The sequence below is a fragment of the Gordonia terrae genome (genome assembly GCF_051789125.1).
Classification (GTDB): Bacteria; Actinomycetota; Actinomycetes; order Mycobacteriales; family Mycobacteriaceae; genus Gordonia; species Gordonia terrae_A.
Window position 1 is genome coordinate 2,312,966 of the sequence record NZ_CP196526.1, and the last position, 19,989, is coordinate 2,332,954.

Below are 19,989 nucleotides of genomic sequence, written 5' to 3' on the forward strand. Positions count from 1 at the left end.
GAGGCGATGACCATGTCCGACACCACACCGGATCCGCGACGCTCGGCGGCCGACGCCGAGGGGCCGCAGGGGTCCGCAGCCGAGCAGTCGGCGTTCGAGCAGTACGAAGGTGACCTGCGGAAGGCCGAGCGTCGAGTGGCCGGCGAGATCGACCCGGGTGCGCGAGCCGTGGTGGTGGCTGTTGCCGTGGTGGCCGCGATGGTGTCGATGGTGTTGCCGCACACCGGATCCGTGACCGGCCTCGAGGTGCTGACGTTCGCTCCCGAGGCCGCCGCCGAGCGCGTGACCATCGTGTCGAAGATCTTCGTCTATCTCGTCACCATCTTCGGGATCGTGGTGTCGATGCTGGCACTGCTGACCCGTCGCTGGGTCCTCGCGTGGATCGCACTGTGCGGCTGCGCCATCGCCTGTGTGGCGGGAATGCTCGCATGGTGGACACGCAACACCCCGGGTGTGGGCGGAGTCGAGCCACCGTCCGGTGTCGGTATCGGCCTCGTGCTGGGGTGGATCTCGGTCTTCGTGCTGACCTTCCACTGGTCGCGCGTGGTGTGGGCCCGCAGCTCCTACCACCTGGCCGTCGAAGCCGAACGTCGCCGGCAGGCCGCCGAACAGGACGCCTATGCGTCCGCGCTGTACCAGAAGAAGCCGCAGCAGCCCTGATCGGACTGTTGCCGGTGGGGCCCGAGAGGTCGGACCCGGGCGTCGGGCCTCAGCGGTCGGTGATCGCGTTCTCCGCGGCGTCGGCCCACTCGCGCCACTGCGCGGCCTGGTCGCGCAGCTTGGCCGCGTCGCGCTCCTTGCCCCGTTCGGCGGCCTTGCGGGCCTGATCCTCGAGCTGAGCCGCACGATCGGCGAACTGCGCCGCGCGCGCCATCGCCTCGGGATCGGTTCGCTGCCACTGCGCGTCCTCGGCGTCGCGAATGCGCTTCTCGAGAGCTCGTGCGCGTGCCTCGAGACTCTGCATCTGGTCGCGCGGTACCTTGCCGAGCTCGTCCCACTGCTCCCGGAAGTTCCGGAACTCGCGGCGGGCGGCCTCGAGGTCGGCGGCCGGATCGATGGATTTCTCGGCGGCATCGAGCAGGGCGACCTTGGCCGTCGCATTCGCGGCGAACTCGGCGTCTCGTTCGGAGGTCGCGGCGTTGCGGGCGCCGAAGAACACGTCTTGAGCGGCCTTGAACCGCTGCCAGAGCGCTTCGTCGGTGTCGCGCGGCGCGCGGCCGGCCGCCTTCCACTCACCCAGCAGTTCACGGAACTTCGCCGACGTCGGACCCCAGTCGGTCGATCCGGAGAGCTCCTCGGCCCGCGCGATGAGGGCTTCCTTGCGCTCCTTGGCGCCGGCCCGCTCCCGGTCCAGTTCGGCGAAATGGGCGCCGCGCCTGCGGTTGAACGCGTCACGCGCCTTCGCGTACCTCTTCCACAGCGCGTCGTCGGTCTTGCGGTCGACGCCCTTGATCGACTTCCACTCGTCGAGGATCTCCCGGAGCCGGTCGCCCGCACTCTTCCAGTTGGTCGCCTCGGCGCCGATCTGTTCGGCCTCGGCGGCCAGCGCCTCTTTGCGGGCGATGGCGTCGGACCGTGTCTTCTCACGTTCGGCCTTGAGGGTCTCGGCCACCTCGTCGGCGCTGCCGACGATCGCCTCGAGCCTGCGCGCGAGTGCCGCGACATCACCGATCACATGTGCATTGGGCAGGTCGTCGAGCAGTTGCCTGGCCGCGCCCTGCGCCTTGCGCGGGTCCCCCGAGCGGGCGGACAACCGCTCCTCGAGGATCTCGACCTCGGTGGCGAGGTCGTCGAACCGCCGACCGAAGTGGGCCAACCCCTCCTCGACGGTGCCCGCCTGCCACGAAGCGATCTCTCGCTCGCCCTCGGCGGTCTTGAGCCACACGACCCCGGCCTCGTCGATGCGCCCGTAGCGGTGCGGGTCGCCGGCGACGATGTGGGTCACGACCGGTTCATGCGTGGCGCCCGGCCGGGGGCCGGGCTTGGGACGCGGTCCGGGTTTGGGACCCGGTCGGGGACCGGACTGGGCTGCGGGAGCCGGCTGGGAGGCCGGTGACGGGTCGGTGGGGTTGGTCATGTGCACGTGTCCTGCCGCTCAGTGGTGCCGCGCGTCACGGCTGCCGGTCGCTGGGTCGATTCTCGCCCGGCATCCTACGCGCGGGCGAGCGTCGACAGTACGGATCCATTCAAGCAGTTCAGGCCTGTCGATGTGGCGCGCACGCCGAGTTGGCCGCTTCCGCAGCGGGTTCGCCCGATGTCGGTGCCGGGGGAGTCGACTAGCGTCGTGGTGTGCTTGCCGCCGTCGTCTTCGTACCGAGTGCTCCTCTGCTGGTACCCGAGGTGGCCGGGCCGGGGGCACACGACACTTACCCGGTGCGGCGCGCAACCCTGGAGGCGGTGACGGGCGTCGCCGCCGGGGTCGACCGCTGGATCATGGTCGGGACGGCCGACGACGCGACCCCCGGCCTGATCGCGGAGCCGGCCCGAGGGACCTTCGCGAGGTTCGGTGTCGACGTGGCGGTCACCGTCGGCGAGCCGGTCACGATCGATGGACCGACCTCGGGTGCCGGCAGGCGGATGAGTCTGTCGGTCCTCATCGCGGGGTGGATCGCCGGGTGCGCGTCGTTGGGTCCGCTGACTGTGTGCAGCGTCGGCGCCGCGACGGCACCGGCCGACTGTCTCGCCATCGGGGCGGATCTGGGTGCCGCGCTGATCAACTCGGCGGAGCGGATCGGGGTGCTGGTCGTCGGGGACGGATCGACGGCACTCACCGACAAGGCTCCCGGCGGTGGGCGCCGGGAGTCCGCGGTGGCACTCAACTCGTCGATCGTCGCGGCGCTCGCCTCCGCGGACACGACGGCACTCGCCGAGCTGGACCCGCGAGACTGCGAGTCCGAGGGCGTCGGTGGCCGACCCGCTTGGCAGGTTGCCGCCGGCATCGTCGGGGACCGACTCGTGCGGCCGTTCCTGACGTTCGCCGAGGCGCCCTTCGGCGTCGGCTATCTCGTCGCCACCTGGGCCGTCGGTGACGGATCAGCCGGGGGCGGGGCCCGATGAGGAGTTCACCAACGCCGGTCGCGGTCATCGGCCCCACGGCGGGCGGCAAGTCCGACCTCGCGCTCGACCTCGCCGAACGGCTCGGCGGCGAGATCGTGAACATCGACGCGATGCAGCAGTACCGGGGTATGGACATCGGTACGGCCAAGCTCCCGGTCGACGAGCGCCGCGGTATCCCGCACCATCAACTCGACGTGCTGGACGTCGGCGAGGTGGCGACGGTCGCGCGCTATCAGGAGGCGGCCCGCGCCGACGTCGACCGTCTTCGCGCCGCGGGCCGCGTGCCGGTGATCGTCGGTGGCTCGATGATGTACATCCAGGGACTTCTCGACGACTGGCGGTTCCCGGCGACCGATCCGACGGTCCGCGCGCGCTACGACTCGATGCTGGAGGAGCTCGGTGTCGGGCGGATGCATGAGATGCTCGCCTCGGTCGACCCGGCTGCCGCCGCCACAATCCTCGACACCGACGGTCGGCGCATCGTCCGGGCGCTCGAGGTCGTCGAACTCACCGGCGCACCGTTCGCGGCGTCCCAGCCGAAGATCGGCGAACCCCGCTGGGGGACAATCATTCTCGCGCTCGACCGGGACACCCACGAACTCGACGAGCGAATCCGCCGCCGTACCCGGATGATGTTCGAGGCCGGGCTCGTCGACGAGGTGACGGCGCTGTGTGATCGCGGCCTGCGCGCGGGGCGGACGGCATCGCAGGCCATCGGCTACAAGCAGGTTCTCGCCGCCCTCGACGGCGAGTACGACCTGGCCGAGGCCGAGGAGCTCACCTTCATCGGCACACGCCGGTACGTGCGCAGACAGCGGTCGTGGTTCCGTCGCGATCATCGGGCGATCTGGCTCGACGCCGGCGAGCCCGGCCTCCTCGACCGAGCACTGCGGGCCGTGGAACGGCAGGCCCCGTAGGCTGTCGACCGTGACCTCTGCTCCGATCCGTCCCGCCGCCGACCTGCGATTCGTCAAGGGTCACGGCACCCAGAACGACTTCGTGGTGCTCGCCGACCCCGACGCGGAGCTGGTCCTCGACGCCGAGATGGTCGCCGCGCTCTGTGATCGTCAGCGGGGTATCGGTGCCGACGGGCTGCTGCGCGTCGCGCGGTCGGGCGCATTGGTCTCCCGCGGTGTACTGGACGCGCTGCCCGACGGCGTCGCGCCCGACGACTGGTTCATGGACTACCGCAACGGGGACGGATCCGTGGCCGAGATGTGCGGCAACGGCGTCCGCGTCTTCGCGCACTTCGTCCGGGCGACCGGCCTCGTGGACACCGACCAGTTCCCGGTCGGCTCGCGGGCGGGTGCACGCCCGGTCACCATCCACTCCTTCGACGACGTACATGCCGAGGTGACCGTCGAGATGGGTGTCGCGCGCCTCGACGGCTCGTCGGTCGTCCGGATCGGCGACGACATCTACCCCGGGGCCATGGTGGACGTGGGCAACCCGCATCTGGCCTGCGTCGTGGCGGACATGACCGCCGATGATCTCGCCGCCGTCGACTTCGGGGCCGGGGTCACGATCGAGGCCGAGGACTTCCCGCACGGCGCCAACGTCGAGCTGCTCACGCCTCCCGTCGAGGGACCCGATGGAAGGCTGACCGCGCACATGCGGGTGTTCGAGCGCGGCGTCGGCGAGACGCGTAGCTGCGGGACGGGGCTGGTCGCGGCCGCGCGTGCGGCCTTCGACTCGCGCGGTGCGGAGTCGGGTGAACTGCGGATCGGAATCCCCGGCGGGGAGGTCACCGTGACGATCCGTCCCGACGGCTCCACCCTGCGCGGACCGTCGATGCTCGTCGCCGACGGCGAGCTCCGTGCCGGCTGGGATCGCTGAGCTCGATATTCAGGTGCCTGCCGGTCGCCGGACATGAGACCATGGATCTCGTATGACCGAATCACGAGAACACATCATGTCGCCGGCAGACTTCGACGTCCCGCACGCCGCGGACCCGACCACCGGTGAACTCCAACTCTCCGAGCGCGCCTCACTGCAGCGCGTCGCGGGACTCTCCACCGAACTCACCGACGTCACCGAGGTCGAGTACCGGCAGCTCCGGCTGGAACGAGTGGTCCTGGTCGGCGTGTGGACCGAGGGCAGTGCGGCCGCGGCCAAAGCCAACATGACCGAGCTGGCCGCCCTCGCCGAGACCGCGGGATCGCAGGTCCTCGACGCCGTCATCCAACGTCGTTCGAAACCCGATCCGGCGACCTACATCGGTAGCGGCAAGGCCGAGGAACTCCGCGAGATCGTCGTGTCGACCGGCGCCGACACCGTCATCTGCGACGGCGAGCTCACGCCCGCCCAGCTCAATGCGCTGGAAAAGGTCGTCAAGGTGAAGGTCATCGACCGGACCGCCCTCATCCTCGACATCTTCGCCCAGCACGCCACCTCCCGGGAGGGCAAGGCGCAGGTCTCGCTCGCCCAGATGGAATACATGATGCCGCGTCTGCGCGGCTGGGGTGAGTCGATGTCGCGTCAGGCCGGTGGCCGCGCCGGCAGCAACGGCGGCGTGGGGCTGCGTGGTCCCGGTGAGACCAAGATCGAGACCGACCGCCGTCGCATCCGGGAGCGAATGGCCAAGCTGCGTCGCGAGATCCGCGGGATGAAGAAGGCGCGAACGACGAAACGGGCTGCGCGCAAGAGCAGTTCGATCCCGACGATCACCGTGGCCGGCTACACCAACGCCGGTAAGTCCAGTCTCGTCAACGCGATGACCGGTGCGGGCGTCCTCGTGCAGGACGCGTTGTTCGCCACCCTCGATCCGACGACCCGGCGGGCGACTCTGGAGGACGGACGCGCGGTGGTCTTCACCGACACCGTGGGCTTCGTCCGCCACCTCCCGACCCAACTCGTCGAGGCCTTCCGGTCCACGCTCGAGGAGGTCGTCGACGCCGATCTGCTCCTGCACGTCGTCGACGGCGCGGATGCGTTTCCGATGGAACAGATCTCGGCAGTTCGACAGGTGATCAACGAGATCGTGGCCGAGGAGGGCGTCACCGCCCCGCCGGAGCTGTTGGTCATCAACAAGATCGACGCGATCGACGGCAACCGGCTCACCGAACTGCGCGGCGCCCTCGGCTCGGACGCCGTGTTCATCTCCGCGCGAACCGGTGAGGGACTGCCCGAGCTGTTCGGTCGGGTACGCGAGTTCGTGGGGCGCGAGGATGTCGAGCTCACGATCGATGTGCCCTTCCACCGCGGCGACGTCGTGTCCCGGATCCACAGTGAGGGCGAGATCATCTCGTCGGAGCACACCGAGTCGGGCACGACGATGAAGGTCCGCGTCCCGGCCGCTTTCGCGGGCGAGATCGCGGACCTCCAGGTGTGAGTTCAGGGCGAGCCTGAGCTTCGGACCGGTCTAGTCGGCGTCGAGGTCCTTCTCGACGAGCGCGACGATGGCGTCGAGCGTGCCCGGATCGTCGGCGGTCACCACGACGCGGGTGCCCTTCTCGGCACCGAGCGTCATGATCATCAGAGCCGATCCGGCGTCGACGGGCTCGGCGCCCTCGAGGCCGAGTGTCACCGTGTTGCCGGTGTCGGCGACCGCTTCGGCGATGATCGTCGCGGGGCGGGCGTGCAGGCCGACGGCGGATCCGACGGTGGCGGTGGTGCTGGGCATGGGGACTCCTTCAGGATGTGGGGTTCGGCTTGTCGGTGTGGCAGTGGTCAGATGTCGGAACGGGTGCGTCCGGTCGGTGGCGCCGACCGGCGCGTGGACTCAGGCGGCGACGGCGTCGAGTTCGTCGAATGCTACGGCGTCGCGACTGCGGTGCACCTGCTTGGCGGCGATCACCAGCACCGACGACAACACGGTGCCTGCGACGAGCGCGACCAGGAACAGCACCCAGTTGTTCATCGCGAAGAACACGAAGATGCCGCCGTGGGGAGCTCGCAGTTCTACACCGAAGGCCATGATCAGAGCGCCGGACAGGGCGCCACCGGCCATCATCGACGGGATGACGCGGAACGGGTCGACCGCGGCGAACGGGATGGCGCCCTCGGAGATGAACGACGCGCCGAGAAGCCAGGCGGCCTTGCCGTTCTCCCGCTCGGGCTCGGTGAACAGCCCGGGACGCAGGACCGTGGCCAACGCGAGAGCCAGCGGCGGGACCATGCCGGCGCACATGACCGCGGCCATGATCTGATACTGAGCGGTGCCCGCGGTCGCGGCGTCGGCGATGCCCGCCGTCGCGAAGAGATACGCGGTCTTGTTGACCGGTCCGCCGAGGTCGAAGCACATCATCAGCCCGAGCACGATGCCGAGTGCGATCGCTGATCCACCGGACATGCTCTCGAGGCCGCTGTTCATCTGGTCGGCGAGCCAGGCGAGGGGTTTGCCGAGGACCATGTAGAGCAGTCCACCGACGATCATGCTGCCGAACAGCGGGATCACGACCACCGGCATCAACCCACGTGCCCACTGGGGCAATGGGATTCGCGCGATCCACAGGCACACGGCGCCGGCGATGAGGCCGCCGATCAGCGCGCCGATGAAGCTGGCGCCGACCGCGAGCGAGACGATGCCCGCCACGAAACCGGGTGCGATGCCGGGCCGGTCGGCGATGGCGAATGCGATGTACCCGGCCAGAACCGGCACCGCCAGTCCCATCACACCCGACCCGATCGCGAAGCTCACCGAGCCGAGGTACTGCAGGAGCCCGCCGGAGGGCAGATCCCAGAGGCTGTTGTTCAGGGCGATGAAGGCGCCGTCACTGAGGGTGCCGCCGTCGTCGAGGGTCGTGTTGGCGACCTCGTAGCCGGCGAGCAGGAAGCCGAGTGCGATGAGGAGTCCGCCGGCGGCGACGAACGGGATCATGTAGCTGACGCCCGTCATCAGTGCCTGGCGGGTGCGACCGGCCAGTCCGACCCCTGACGATGCGGTGTCCGCGGAGTCGGCATCGACTCCGTCGCCGGAGACGCGCGCCGCGTTCGGGTTGCGACCCGCGGCCACCGCCTCGGCGATCATGGCGTCGGGTTCGTTGATGGCGCGTTTCACGCCGGAGGCGATGACGGGTTTGCCGGAGAACCTGTTGCGGCCCTTGACCCCGACGTCGGTGGCGAAGATGACGGCGTCGGCCGAGGCGATCACGTCGGGATCGAAGGCGGTGGTCGCCGAGGACCCCTGGGTCTCCACGGCGAACTCGACCCCGGCGCGCTCGGCCGCGTACTTGAGTGCGTCGGCGGCCATGTAGGTGTGCGCGATGCCGGTGGGGCATGCGGTGATGGCGACGATCCGTGGCTTCGGGGTGTCGTCCGCGGTGCCTCCGGCGGCCGTGGCCGCTCCGGTCGCGGGAGTCGGTGCCGGTGACTTCTCCGTCGCCAGGGGCGCTGTTCCGGCCGCCGGTGCCTTCGGGGCGGCCGGGGTCGCGGGTGCGGGGTCGACGGCCTCGTTGACCAGTTCGATGACGCGGTCGGAGGTCTCCGCCTCGCGCAGCGCGGTGACGAAGTCGGGCCGGACGAGCGATCGTGCGAGGGAGCTGAGCAGCTTCATGTGCGCGCTGGCGCCGCCCTCGGGCGCGGCGATGAGGAACACCAGGTCCGCCGGTCCGTCGGGGGCGCCGAAGTCGACCTTGCGGGAGAGCCGTGCCATCGCCAGGCTGGCCGTGGTCACCGATGCGGTGCGGGCATGGGGGATGGCGATACCGCCGGGAAGTCCGGTGGCGGACTTCGCTTCCCGATCGAGCGCGGCCCGGGCGAGGTCGGCGGGGTCGGTGGTCCGGCCGGCCGCGGCGAGTGCGTCGGCCAGGTTCGTGATGACGGCGGCGGGGTCGTCGCCGGCGTCGACGTCGAGACTCACCGTCTGCGCGGTGATGATCTGCTCGGTCATGGGATGTCCTTGTCGGGTGGGATCAGTCGGGTGGGATCAGTCGGGTGGGATCAGTCGGGTGGGATCAGTCGGGTGGGTTCGTCGGGTGAGATGCGTTGGGTGAGATGCGGTCAGAGGTGCGCGGGTTCGGTTGTGCCGTCAGGTCATCCGGGCGGCTCCCGACAGTTCGGTCACCACGACGCCGTCCAGGTCGAGGTGGTCGGGGGTGGGTGCCTGTGTTCCGGCGAGTGCGGCGGCGGCGGCGCCGTAGGCGACCGCGTGCCGCAGGCAGTCCGCGGGTGCGGCGCCGGTCGTCTGCGCGATGAGGAAGCCGGCCAGCGATGAGTCGCCCGCGCCGACGGTGCTGCGCGGCAGGATGGGCGGCGGTGTCGCGGACCATGTTCCCGATGCGGTCACCAGGATCGCGCCCGCCGCCCCGAGGGTGGCGAGGACGCTGCCGCCGATGCGCTCGGTGACCGTCGACGCCGCCTCTACGACGGGCCCGAGATCGTTGCGGCGCAGCGCGTCTCGCAGATGTGCGGGATCGGCACCGGTCAGCTCGGCGAGCTCGTCCTCGTTCGGTTTGATGAGGTCGACGCGACCGTCGACCGTAGCGCGCAACGGTGCGCCCGAGGTGTCCACCGCCACCCGGCACCCGGCGAGTGCGAGCTCGTCGGCGACCGTCCGGTACCAGGTGTCGGGCACCCCGGGCGGCAGCGAGCCGCACAGGGTCACCCACTGCGCCTCCCCGGCCTGTGCGCGGATCAGTCCGACGAGCGCGTCGAGGTCGGCGGCCGCGAGGGGGACACCCGGTGCGTTGATCTTGGTGGTGGTGCCATCGGACTCGGCGATGGTGATGTTGGAGCGGACCTCTCCGTCCACGGGTACCGCGTCGTAGGGGAGTCCGAGGGCGTCGAGTGAGGTGAGCAACGCGTCGCCGGCCCGTGCCGGGAGCAGGGCCCGGGTCGCGAGCCCGGCCGCCGCGACCACGCGGGCCACGTTGACGCCCTTGCCGCCGGGTTCGGCGCGGACGACGCCGGCTCGCTGTACCTCGCCGCGGGCGAGAGGTGCGGCCAGTTCGAGGGTGCGGTCCACACTGGGGTTCGCGGTGACGGTGACGATCATGCGATCACGACCTCGACGCCGCGGGCCGACAACGCCGCGGAGAACGCGGGATCGATGCCGGCGTCGGTGATCAGGACATCGACGTCGTCGACACCCGCGAACGACGAGAACTCCTCCCGGTTCATCTTCGAGCTGTCGGCGAGCACGACGACGCGCTGCGCCGCACCCACCATCGCCGCCTTCACGGCTGCTTCGTCGGGATCGGGGGTGGACAGCCCGTGTGCCTCGCTGAGCCCGTTGGTGCCGATGAAGGCGGTGGTGACGCGGACCCGGCGGATGGCGGCCACGGTCTCGGCGCCGACGGTGGCCTGGGTCAGGCCGCGCACCCGGCCGCCGAGTGCGTGCAGGCCCTCGGGATGCCGGCCTGCGAGGAGGCCGGCGATCGGCAGGCTGTTGGTGATCAGGGTGAGGTTGCGGTCACCGGCCGTGGCCTCGGCGGCGCGATAGGTGGTGGTCCCGGCGTCGAACAGCACCGAACCGCCGTCGGGGGGGAGAAATCGGATCGCGGCGCGGCCGATCGCCGCCTTCTGCTCGATCTGACTGGACTCGCGTTCGTCGATGCCGAGTTCACCGATGACGCGCATCACCTCGGCTCGCACGGCACCGCCGTGCACGCGCTGCAGATGCCCGGCCCGCTCGAGTACGGCGAGATCACGACGGACGGTCTCGCTCGTCACGTCGAACTTCTCCGCGAGCGCTGCAACGGAGGCCCGTCCCGCGACACGGACCTCGTCGACGATGGCCTGCTGTCTCTCCTCGGCGTACACACCGGCTCCGATCCACGGTCTCGGCAACCCCGATTGTTGATGCATGTGGGATTGCATGTTGTAGTAATTGTGTTTACGCCTGTTTGTGTTGACAAGTCAAGAACTTTTTGTAACGGTGGTCACATCGACATTCGAGTGAGAGGTACGACGATGGCGCAGATCCTCACAGGGACACCGGTGGTCGGTGGACTTGCGTACGGCCCGGCCCTCTGGCCCGGCGAGCGGCCCGACCACTCACCCGAGAAGCTCGGTGTCGGGGTCGAGATCGCCGACGACCGTCGAGCAGACGAGGCGTCGCGCTTCGCCGGTGCGGCATCGGCTGTCGCCACCCGCCTGCGTGAGCGCGCGTCGCAGAACACCGGCGCCGCCGCCGAGGTGCTGGCCGCGACCGCGGGCCTCGCCGAAGACCGAGGCTGGGTCGGGGCGGCCAAGGGCCTCATCGCGAAGGGCTCATCGGCCGAGGCGGCGGCAGTTGCGGCGACCGAACAGTTCGCGGCGGTGTTCACCAAGCTCGGTGGGTTGATGGCCGAACGGGTGACCGACCTCAACGACGTGCGCGATCGGGTGCTGGCCGAACTGCTGGGGCTGCCCGAACCGGGAGTGCCGACCCCGGAGGTGCCCTCGGTGCTGATGGCCGACGATCTGGCCCCCGCCGACACCGCCGGCCTCGACCCCGCCTTGACGACCGCTCTGGTGACGCGCCTGGGCGGGCCCACCAGCCACACCGCGATCATCGCCCGTCAGCTGGGCATTCCGTGCGTCGTCGCGGTGTCGGGACTGTCCGACGTCGAAGCGGGCACGCCGGTCCTCGTCGACGGGAACACCGGTTCCGTCGAGTTGCAGCCCGACGTCGAGATGGCACGCGATCGCGTCGCCGAACATCGGCGGCATGCCGAACTCGTCGCAGGCTGGTCCGGACCAGGGGCCACCGCCGATGGTGTCGCGATCTCGGTGCTCGCGAATGTCGCCGACGGTGCGTCGGCGCGCGCGGCCGGCGACCACCCGGTGGAGGGCGTGGGGCTGTTCCGCACCGAATTGGCGTTCCTCGAGCGATCCGACGAGCCGTCGATCGACGAGCAGGCCGGAATCTACCGCGAGGTGCTCGACGCGTTCGCGGGTCGGAAGGTCGTCATCCGGACTCTGGACGCGGGTTCGGACAAGCCGCTACGGTTCGTGCGACATCCTGACGAAGCGAACCCCGCCCTCGGCGTCCGCGGTGATCGAATCGCGCTCGCGCACCCCGAGATCCGCACTCACCAGCTCGACGCGATCGCACAGGCCGCCGCGGGAACGGACGTCGCACCATGGGTGATGGCGCCGATGATCGCCTCACCGGCGGAGGCCGCGAACTTCGCCGCGGAGGTTCGGGGACGCGGACTGGTGGCGGGTGTGATGATCGAGGTGCCGGCGGCGGCAATACTCGCGCAGGCCGTCCTCGCGGAGGTGGACTTCGTCTCCATCGGGACCAACGACCTGACCCAGTACACGATGGCGGCCGACCGGATGTCGGCCGATCTGGCTGCGCTGACCGACCCCTGGCAGCCCGCTGTGCTGCACCTCATCGCCTCGGTCGCCGCCGCGGGACGCGATCAAGGGAAACCCGTCGGGGTGTGCGGCGAGGCGGCAGCCGATCCCAACCTTGCGTGCGTGCTCGTCGGCTTGGGCGTCACGTCACTGTCGAGCGCGCCGGTCGCCTCGGCGGCCGTCGGGGCCCGGCTCGGCGAGGTCACCGGCGAGGCGTGCCGGGCGGCGGCGGATGCGGCACTGGCCGCCACCGATCCCGCGACGGCCCGGGTGGCGGCGGCCGCGGTACTCGACGGCGCGGTCGGCGTATCCGCCGACGACGAGGTCAGACGCGCCGCATCACGGTGACGACCTTGCCGAGGATGACGGCGTCGTTCCCCGGGATCGGGTCGAACAACTCGTTGTGCGGCATCAGCCAGACATTGTCGCGCTGACGCTTGAACGTCTTGACCGTGGCCTCGCCGTCGATCATGGCTGCCACGATGTCTCCGTTGTCGGCCACGTTCTGCTGCCGGACGACCACCCAGTCGCCGTCGCAGATCGCGGCGTCGATCATCGACTCGCCGACGACGCGCAGCAGGAACAGCGACCCCTCGCCGACCAGCTCGCGGGGGAGTGGGAACACGTCCTCGACGGCTTCCTCGGCGAGGATCGGTCCGCCCGCGGCGATGCGGCCGAGGACCGGCACGAAGGTCGGCTCGGGTAGTCGGCTCGTGGCCGGCGTGTCGGGCGAGGGCGTGTCGTTGGGTGCGATGTTGACCGCACGGGGGCGGTTGGCGTCCCGTTTGAGCAGCCCCTTGCGCTCGAGGGTCCGCAACTGATGGGCCACCGACGAGGTGGAGTTGAGACCGACCTCGTCACCGATCTCGCGGATGCTGGGCGGATATCCCCGTTCGCGTACCGACCGGCGGATCACCTCCAGCACCCCGCGCTGGCGCGGGGTGAGTGAGGCCTCGGCGGCGGCGACGTCGACCGGGACCTGATTCTCGGCGCCCCGCGCTCGGCCGCGCTTATCGCCGGTGTCACTCATGTTCGGTTCCTCTCGTCTTCGGAACGTGCTGGTAGAAGGCATTGTTTCTGTCGTTGTCCGGGACCGAGCCTAGCGGAGTGCAACCTCCACCTCAAACATTTGTTCGATGTGTCGCGAGACATTGTCGGAGTGCCGTGCTACAAATTCGAACATCAGTGCATCGAACACCTGATCGATGTTCGAACCACATGAGCAACACCGACACCGCGAACCCGCAAGCATCGACACCCCGGAGGGCACCATGCGCACCGCCACTCTCATCGATCCCAGTCGCATCCACCACAGCGGCACCGACCACCTCGATCGCCGGGACTTCGGCCGCACCCGCACCGCACCACGTCGGACCGACGGGCCCCGTCCGGTCGTCGACCGTCCCGTCGACAACCGGCCCCGCTCGGCGTCGGTCCCGGGAGTGTCGCGGGCAGCCCAGACGCGGTGCGCCTCACCGGTGGGTACGCGCGGGCGGGGTCCGGTCCCGGCGGATGCCGCCGTCTTCCGTCGCCGTCGGCGCGCGGCGGTCGCGATCCTGGCGGGTATCGGCCTGGCGCTGACCGTCTGGGTCATCGGTGTGGTGGGGCAGAACTACGCGGCATCCGTCGCCCCGGCGGCCGTGAGCGCCGAAGTCGTCCATGTCCGATCCGGTGACTCGCTGAGCACCATCGCCTCCCGCGTCGCGCCCGACATGCCCCGCGAGGTCGTGATCGACGAGATCGTCGCGATGAACGACCTCGCGTCGAGTGCGTTGCAGGTCGGTCAGCCCCTGCTCACCCCCCGGTACCGCTGACACCGGGCGGTATCCTCGATGGCACAGGGACCGGCCGAGAACCGGCGGGGCGCAGGGTTTCGATGCGTTCCAGTGTCCCGCGACCTGCGTGAGGACACGATGCGCTGCCCCTTCTGCAAGAACGACGACACCAAGGTCATCGACTCGCGTGTCGCAGACGAAGGGCAGGCCATCCGCCGCCGGCGCTCCTGTGTGGAGTGCGGGCGCCGCTTCTCGACCGTCGAGAGTGCTGTTCTCGCCGTCGTCAAACGCAACGGTGTGACCGAACCCTTCAGTCGCGAGAAGGTGATGCGGGGGGTCCGGCGCGCATGCCAGGGCCGCCACGTCGCCGAGGACGCACTCGCCAAACTCGCGCAACAGGTCGAGGACACGGTTAGGGCGAGTGGGTCGGCAGAGATCCCCAGCAACGAGGTGGGTCTGGCGATCCTGGGTCCGCTGCGTGACCTCGACGAGGTGGCCTACCTCCGGTTCGCGTCGGTCTACCGGTCCTTCGACTCGGTGGAGGACTTCCAGCGCGAGATCGACGACCTGCGCACGGCCCACGGAGGGGTGCGTACCGAGACGGTGTCAGCCGAGCCGGTCCAGAGCTCGTAACACCCGCTTCTCCGAGACGGGGAAGGCCGTGCCCAGTCGCTGGGCGAACAAGCCCACCCGGAGTTCCTCGACGAGCCACTGTGCCTCGTCGTCGACGATCCCGCGACGGTGTTCGGGTACCTGCTCGACCCGCTGCGCCCAGCGCTCGATCACCCGGTCCAGGACGGCCACCCCCGCCTGGTCCCGCGCGGCCGATGCCGGGAGGGCGTCGAGGCGTGCCTGTGCGGCTTCGAGATAGCGGGGCAGATTCTCGAGATGTCGCCGGGGAGTCGCGGCGACGAACCCGTCGAACACAAGGTGGTCGAGCTGGTCGGCGACGTCGTCGGCGGCGAGCGAGCCGGCGTGTCGCTCGATCGCGGACCTGACCGGGGCCACGCGGGCCAGCGCGGTGACGGCCAGGACGAAATAGTCGGGTGCGGCCTCGGCGATTCGGGGGCGGAGTCGGTCGACGAGTGTCGCGAAGGCCTGTGGGGACCGGACTGTCGTCAGCGCGGCGTCGTCGAGATCGGTCACGGCGTCGCGGATCGCGCGACGCGTGCAATCGGCGAGCAGCGTGTCGACGTCGGCGTACGGACTCTGACTGAGAGCGAGTCGGTCCGTGGAACCCAGCGAGCTCGCGATCCGCTTGTGCAGCGGCGGTAGGGCGAGGTCGAGGAGGGCGATGAGCCCACGACGCAGTTGGCGGTCCCGGGCCTCGGGAGTCGGCGCGTCGCGCACGATGACGCCCCGGGTACGACCGGCGGCATCGTTGACGGCATCGATCGCCGGGTACCGCGTGAGCCGTTGCCCGGCAACGTCGACAGTCTTCTCATCCGGCAGTGTGCCGATGCCGTCGGCGGTCCAGCTGCGGTACAGGGTCCGGGACACCGTGGCGGGGGCGACGGGTCGCCCGGTGTTCTGCAGTTCCGCGAGCGAGTCGGCGCGCGCCACGATCCGGCCGGCGTCGTCGACGACAGCGAAGTGCATCCGTAAGTGGGGCGGGACCTTCTCGATGTCGAAATCGCCCGGCGTGACGGTCATCCCGGTGATGGTCGACAGCTCGCGCGCGAGTCCCGCGGTGAGCGGTTCCTTGCGCGGCGTCAACCGGCCGAGGGCGAGTTCGGCGAATCTCTGTGCGGGGGACATGCCCTTGCGCAGCTGTTTGGGCAGCGACTTCACCAGGGCGGTCGCCAACTCCGACCGCATTCCGGGAACCGACCAGTCGAAGCCCGCGGATCGGATGTGGGGAAGGAGTTCACTCGGGATGACCACCGTCACGCCGTCGTCGGGTGCGCCGGGTTCGAAGCGGTAGCGGAGTTCCAGCCGCGTGTCGCCCTGCTGCCACGCCCCGGGATAGTCGGTGGGCGCCACCTCGGTGCCCGTCGTCACGTCCTCGGGACGCAGGTCGAGGAGATCCGGCTGCGACCGTCGCGTCTTCTTCCACCAGGTGTCGAAGTGGCGTGCCGAGGTGACCTCGTCGCCGATGCGCTGGTCGTAGAACTCGAACAGCTGGTCTTCGGTGATGACGAGACCTCTGGTGCGCGTGCGGTTCTCGACATCCGACGCGGCGTCGAGCAACTCACGGTTGCGGGCGAAGAACGGGTGGTTGGTGCGCCAGTCGCCGTCGACGAGCGCGTGGCGGATGAACAGTTCGCGCGATACGACGGGGTCGATCGGGCCGTAGTCGATGCGTCGGCGGGCGACGAGGGGCACGCCGTAGAGCGTCACCCGTTCGTAGGCCATCGCCGAACCCCGTTTGCCCGACCAGTGGGGTTCGCTGTACGTCCGCTTCACGAGGTCGCCGGCGAGCGTCTCGGCCCACAGGGGATCGATTCCGGCGACGGTGTGGGCGAACAGACGGGAGGTCTCGAGTATCTCGGCGGCCATGATGAAGGCCGGCGGCTTCTTCGCGAGCGGCGAGGCGGGGAAGATCATCAGCGAGGTGTTGCGCGCGCCCGTGAACTCGCGACCCTCGGTGTTGCGCGCTGCGATGTTGCTCAGCAGACCCGACAGGATGGCCCGGTGTACGGCGTCGGGGTCGAGTTCGGTGGGCGTCGTCGTCCAGCCGATGTCCTTGACGATCTCGGTGAGCTGCCGGTGCAGGTCCTGCCACTCCCGGATGCGCAGGAAGTGCAGGAACTCACGTTCGCACATTCGCCGGAAACGGCTGCCGGACAGCTCTTTCCGTTGCTCGCCGAGGTAACGCCACAGTTCGACGTAGGACAGGAAATCCGACTGGGGCACCACGAACCGTCGGTGCTGGGCATCGGCGGCCTCGCGGTGTTCGGCGGGACGCTCCCGCGGATCGGGGAGCGACATCGCGGCGGCGATGACGAGCAGGTGATCGAGGCAGCCCAGGTCGTGTCCCGCGATGAGCATGCGGGCGATCCGCGGGTCGACCGGGATGCGCGACATCGATCGACCCACCGGGGTGAGGCGGGGCGGGCCGCCATCCCGGGGGACGGTGATCGCACCGAGTTCGGTGAGGACGCCCAGGCCGTCTCGGATCGCGCGGTCGTCGGGCGGCTGCACGAACGGGAAGTCGGCGATCTCGCCCAACTTCAGGGAGGTCATCTGGAGGATGACCGCGGCGAGGTTGGTGCGCAGGATCTCGGGATCGGTGAACGCCGGCCGGGAGTCGAAATCGTTCTCGCTGTACAGGCGGATGCAGACGCCCGGCGCGACGCGACCGCATCGGCCGGCGCGCTGCCGGGCGCTGGCCTGCGAGACCGGTTCGATGGGAAGGCGGTTCACCTTGGTCCGGGTCGAGTACCGGCTGATGCGCGCCGTGCCGGTGTCGATGACGTACCGGATGCCCGGCACGGTGACCGAGGTCTCGGCGACATTGGTCGCGAGCACGATCCGGCGACCGTCGGAAGGCGAGAACACCTTGTGCTGGTCGGCGATCGACAACCGTGCGTACAGCGGCACGATCTCGGCGCCCCCGTGCTTTCCGGGCCCTGTTCGACGGCCCAACGCGTCCGCGGTCTCCCGGATGTCGCGTTCGGTGGGCAGGAAGACGAGGATGTCGCCGCGTCCACCGGCCCACAGTTCGTCGATGGCCGCGTCGATGCCCTGGATCTGATCGAGGTCGGCGTGCTCGCCCCCGCCGGCGTCGTCCCCGGCATCCGGCCGTTCCTGCAGACTCAGCGGCCGGTAGCGGATCTCGACGGGGTAGGTGCGACCCGACACCTCGATGATCGGCACCGACTGCTCGGCGGTGCTGAAGTGTCGTGCGAAACGGGCCGGTTCGATCGTCGCCGAGGTGATGATCACCTTCAGATCGGGGCGTCGGGGCAGGAGTCGCCGCAGGTAGCCGAGGATGAAGTCGATGTTCAGGCTGCGCTCGTGGGCCTCGTCGATGATCAGCGTGTCGTGGCGCCGAAGCATCGGGTCGGTCGCGATCTCACGCAGCAGGATGCCGTCGGTCATCACCCTGATCAGGGTGTCGGCACCGGATCGATCGGTGAATCGGACCGAGTAGCCGACGGCGTCGCCGAGTTCGGTTCCGGTCTCGTCGGCGATCCGCCGGGCGACCGAACTGGCCGCGATCCGCCGTGGCTGGGTGTGCCCGATCGTTCCGCGGAGTCCCCGGCCGAGCTCGAGACAGATCTTCGGCAGCTGGGTGGTCTTGCCCGAGCCCGTCTCGCCGGCGACCACGACCACCTGATGGTCGCGGATCGCCGCGGCGATCTCCGCACGGGCCGCGGAGACGGGCAGTTCGTCGGGGAAGCGCAGAACCGGCACACTCGCGCGGCGACGGTCGAGCCGGTTCCGGGCCTTCTCGACGTCGCCGACGAGCTGCACCCACTTCTCGGGATCCGGGCGTGACGACAATCGGTCGATGCGGCGACGCAGGCGGTCGGCGTCGACGATGCCCACGTCGGCGAGCGCGCTGATCAGGTCCGCGCGGGACACGTTCGACGAAGGTGGGGAAGCAGGGGCCGACATGATGGTTCCAGGATATGGGGCGGTGTCGTCGAGGGTTCACTCCCACCGGCCGTGCGGGGCTCACCCCACCCGCCGCACGAGGCCGTGCGAACGGCATCATGGGGTTCATGGCTGAGGGTTCGAACACAGGAAATCACGGGTCGCTGTGGCACGGTTTCGCCGACATGGGTGCGGTGACCGCGAGTGGACCGTTCGTCGTGACCAGAGGTGAGGGAGCGCGGATCTGGGACCGTGACGGCAACTCCTACCTCGACGCCACTGCGGGCCTCTGGTTCACGAACGTGGGTCACGGGCGCACCGAGATCGCCGAAGCAGTCGCCGGTCAACTGGGTACCCTCGCGCATTACTCGAACTTCGGTGACTTCGCGAGCGACGTCACCCTGCGGCTCGCCGACGAGCTCGCCCGGATCGCGCCCGTGCCGGGGTCGAAGATCTTCTTCACCTCCGGTGGCAGCGACTCGATCGACACCGCGGTCAAGCTGGCCCGCCGCTACTGGGTGGAGCAGGGCCGGGAGTCCAAGCGGGTCGTGGTCAGCCGCACGAAGGCCTACCACGGCATGCATGCGGCGGGCACGTCACTGGCGGGGATCCCGCTGAACCACGACGGGTACGGCGAACTCATGCACGACGTCCAGAACGTCGACTGGGACGACGCGAAGAGCCTCCTGGGCCTCATCGAGCGCGTGGGAGCCGACAACATCGCCGCCTTCTTCTGTGAGCCCATCATCGGTGCGGGCGGCATCTACCTCCCGCCGGACGGATATCTCGCCGAGGTGCGCGACATCTGCCGCGAACACGACATCCTCTTCGTCGTCGACGAGGTCGTCACCGGGTTCGGGCGGATCGGCGGGGACTCGTGGTTCGCGTCGGCACGCTTCGACCTGCACCCCGACATGATCACCACCGCCAAGGGGCTCACGTCCGGCTACGTGCCGATGGGCGCGGTGTTCATTGCACCCCGGATCGCCGAGCCGTTCTTCGCCGGTGGGGTGTGGTGGCGCCACGGGTACACGTACGGAGGTCATGCCGCGGCGGCGGCCGCCGCCCTGGCCAACCTGGAGATCATCCGGCGGGAGAATCTGCTCGCCGAGGCGTCGCGCCTGGAAGGCGATCTCGCAGCGGCACTCTCGCCACTCGCCGACCTCGCCTCGGTCGCCGAGGTGCGGACGGGACTCGGCGCGGTCACGGCGGTACAGCTCGCCGATCCCGCCACCGCTCCGGCCGCGGTTCTCAAGCTGCGCGAACACGGCGTCAGCACGCGGGCGGCGGGACAGGGTGCGCTGCAGGTCTCCCCGGCGTTCGTCATGACCACCGAGCAGGTCGGCGAGCTCGCCGATCGGATGCGCTCGGCGCTCGGCTGACGGGCGTG

At 69.8% G+C, this 19,989-nt stretch carries 16 protein-coding genes; 9 read left to right on the forward strand and 7 right to left on the reverse strand.

The features are described 5' to 3' along the window. Positions 1–6 precede the first annotated feature (6 nt). The gene (locus ACSUZC_RS10530) at positions 7–660 is read left to right on the forward strand and encodes an Rv2732c family membrane protein (protein ID WP_439032724.1); all 654 of its coding nucleotides are present in this window, start codon (positions 7–9) and stop codon (positions 658–660) included. 49 nt (positions 661–709) lie between these two features. Here ACSUZC_RS10530 and ACSUZC_RS10535 read toward each other — a convergent pair whose 3' ends face one another. Then, positions 710–2,077, reverse strand: a complete 1,368-nt coding sequence (locus tag ACSUZC_RS10535) for a DUF349 domain-containing protein (protein ID WP_439032725.1) — start codon at positions 2,075–2,077, stop codon at positions 710–712. Positions 2,078–2,289: 212 nt separating this feature from the next. On the opposite strand from ACSUZC_RS10535, the gene ACSUZC_RS10540 reads away from it, so the two are divergent. The 4 genes from ACSUZC_RS10540 to hflX are packed head-to-tail and all read left to right on the forward strand — an operon-like array spanning position 2,290 to position 6,388. Continuing rightward, entirely contained in the window at positions 2,290–3,057 is a 768-nt protein-coding gene (locus ACSUZC_RS10540; protein ID WP_439032726.1) for a hypothetical protein, read from the forward strand. Continuing rightward, positions 3,054–3,974 (forward strand): tRNA (adenosine(37)-N6)-dimethylallyltransferase MiaA, encoded by a 921-nt coding sequence (gene miaA / locus ACSUZC_RS10545; protein WP_439032727.1) that lies wholly within the window; start codon positions 3,054–3,056, stop codon positions 3,972–3,974. The genes ACSUZC_RS10540 and miaA overlap by 4 nt, the downstream gene beginning before the upstream one ends. A gap of 10 nt (positions 3,975–3,984) precedes the next feature. Next, positions 3,985–4,893, forward strand: a complete 909-nt coding sequence (gene dapF, locus ACSUZC_RS10550) for a diaminopimelate epimerase (RefSeq protein WP_439032728.1) — start codon at positions 3,985–3,987, stop codon at positions 4,891–4,893. Between the two features lie 52 nt (positions 4,894–4,945). After that, positions 4,946–6,388 carry a GTPase HflX gene (gene hflX / locus ACSUZC_RS10555; RefSeq protein ID WP_439032729.1) on the forward strand — a complete coding sequence of 481 codons (1,443 nt, stop codon included), beginning with the start codon at positions 4,946–4,948 and terminating at the stop codon, positions 6,386–6,388. A gap of 30 nt (positions 6,389–6,418) precedes the next feature. On the opposite strand, the gene ACSUZC_RS10560 is transcribed toward hflX, so the two are convergent. From ACSUZC_RS10560 to ACSUZC_RS10575, 4 genes are all read right to left on the reverse strand, one after another. Beyond that, complete coding sequence (locus ACSUZC_RS10560) at positions 6,419–6,679, reverse strand: HPr family phosphocarrier protein (RefSeq protein WP_238419184.1); 261 nt, start codon at positions 6,677–6,679, stop codon at positions 6,419–6,421. Between the two features lie 99 nt (positions 6,680–6,778). Continuing rightward, positions 6,779–8,887: a PTS fructose transporter subunit IIABC gene (locus ACSUZC_RS10565; RefSeq protein ID WP_439032730.1), complete on the reverse strand. Its 2,109-nt coding sequence runs from the start codon at positions 8,885–8,887 to the stop codon at positions 6,779–6,781. A 138-nt stretch (positions 8,888–9,025) separates the two neighbouring features. Further along, positions 9,026–9,991, reverse strand: a complete 966-nt coding sequence (locus ACSUZC_RS10570; protein WP_439032731.1) for a 1-phosphofructokinase family hexose kinase — start codon at positions 9,989–9,991, stop codon at positions 9,026–9,028. After that, the gene (locus ACSUZC_RS10575) at positions 9,988–10,758 is read right to left on the reverse strand and encodes a DeoR/GlpR family DNA-binding transcription regulator (protein WP_439033083.1); all 771 of its coding nucleotides are present in this window, start codon (positions 10,756–10,758) and stop codon (positions 9,988–9,990) included. The genes ACSUZC_RS10570 and ACSUZC_RS10575 overlap by 4 nt, the downstream gene beginning before the upstream one ends. 150 nt (positions 10,759–10,908) lie before the next feature. Here ACSUZC_RS10575 and ACSUZC_RS10580 point away from each other — a divergent pair, with 150 nt between their 5' ends. Next, positions 10,909–12,630, forward strand: coding sequence for a phosphoenolpyruvate--protein phosphotransferase (locus ACSUZC_RS10580; RefSeq protein WP_439032732.1), 1,722 nt, complete (start codon positions 10,909–10,911; stop codon positions 12,628–12,630). Here ACSUZC_RS10580 and lexA read toward each other — a convergent pair. Further along, complete coding sequence (gene lexA / locus ACSUZC_RS10585) at positions 12,608–13,312, reverse strand: transcriptional repressor LexA (protein WP_439032733.1); 705 nt, start codon at positions 13,310–13,312, stop codon at positions 12,608–12,610. The genes ACSUZC_RS10580 and lexA overlap by 23 nt on opposite strands. Before the next feature lie 241 nt (positions 13,313–13,553). Between lexA and ACSUZC_RS10590 the strand changes: the two genes are divergently transcribed. Beyond that, entirely contained in the window at positions 13,554–14,096 is a 543-nt protein-coding gene (locus ACSUZC_RS10590; RefSeq protein WP_439032734.1) for a LysM peptidoglycan-binding domain-containing protein, read from the forward strand. A gap of 99 nt (positions 14,097–14,195) precedes the next feature. Further along, positions 14,196–14,690 (forward strand): transcriptional regulator NrdR, encoded by a 495-nt coding sequence (gene nrdR / locus ACSUZC_RS10595; protein WP_439033084.1) that lies wholly within the window; start codon positions 14,196–14,198, stop codon positions 14,688–14,690. On the opposite strand, the gene hrpA is transcribed toward nrdR, so the two are convergent. Next, entirely contained in the window at positions 14,664–18,620 is a 3,957-nt protein-coding gene (gene hrpA, locus ACSUZC_RS10600; RefSeq protein WP_439032735.1) for an ATP-dependent RNA helicase HrpA, read from the reverse strand. The two genes, nrdR and hrpA, sit on opposite strands and share 27 nt — an antisense overlap. A 107-nt stretch (positions 18,621–18,727) precedes the next feature. Between hrpA and ACSUZC_RS10605 the strand changes: the two genes are divergently transcribed. Continuing rightward, a complete protein-coding gene (locus ACSUZC_RS10605; protein ID WP_439032736.1) occupies positions 18,728–19,981 on the forward strand; it encodes an aminotransferase family protein in 1,254 nt (417 codons plus the stop codon). Positions 19,982–19,989: the final 8 nt, after the last annotated feature.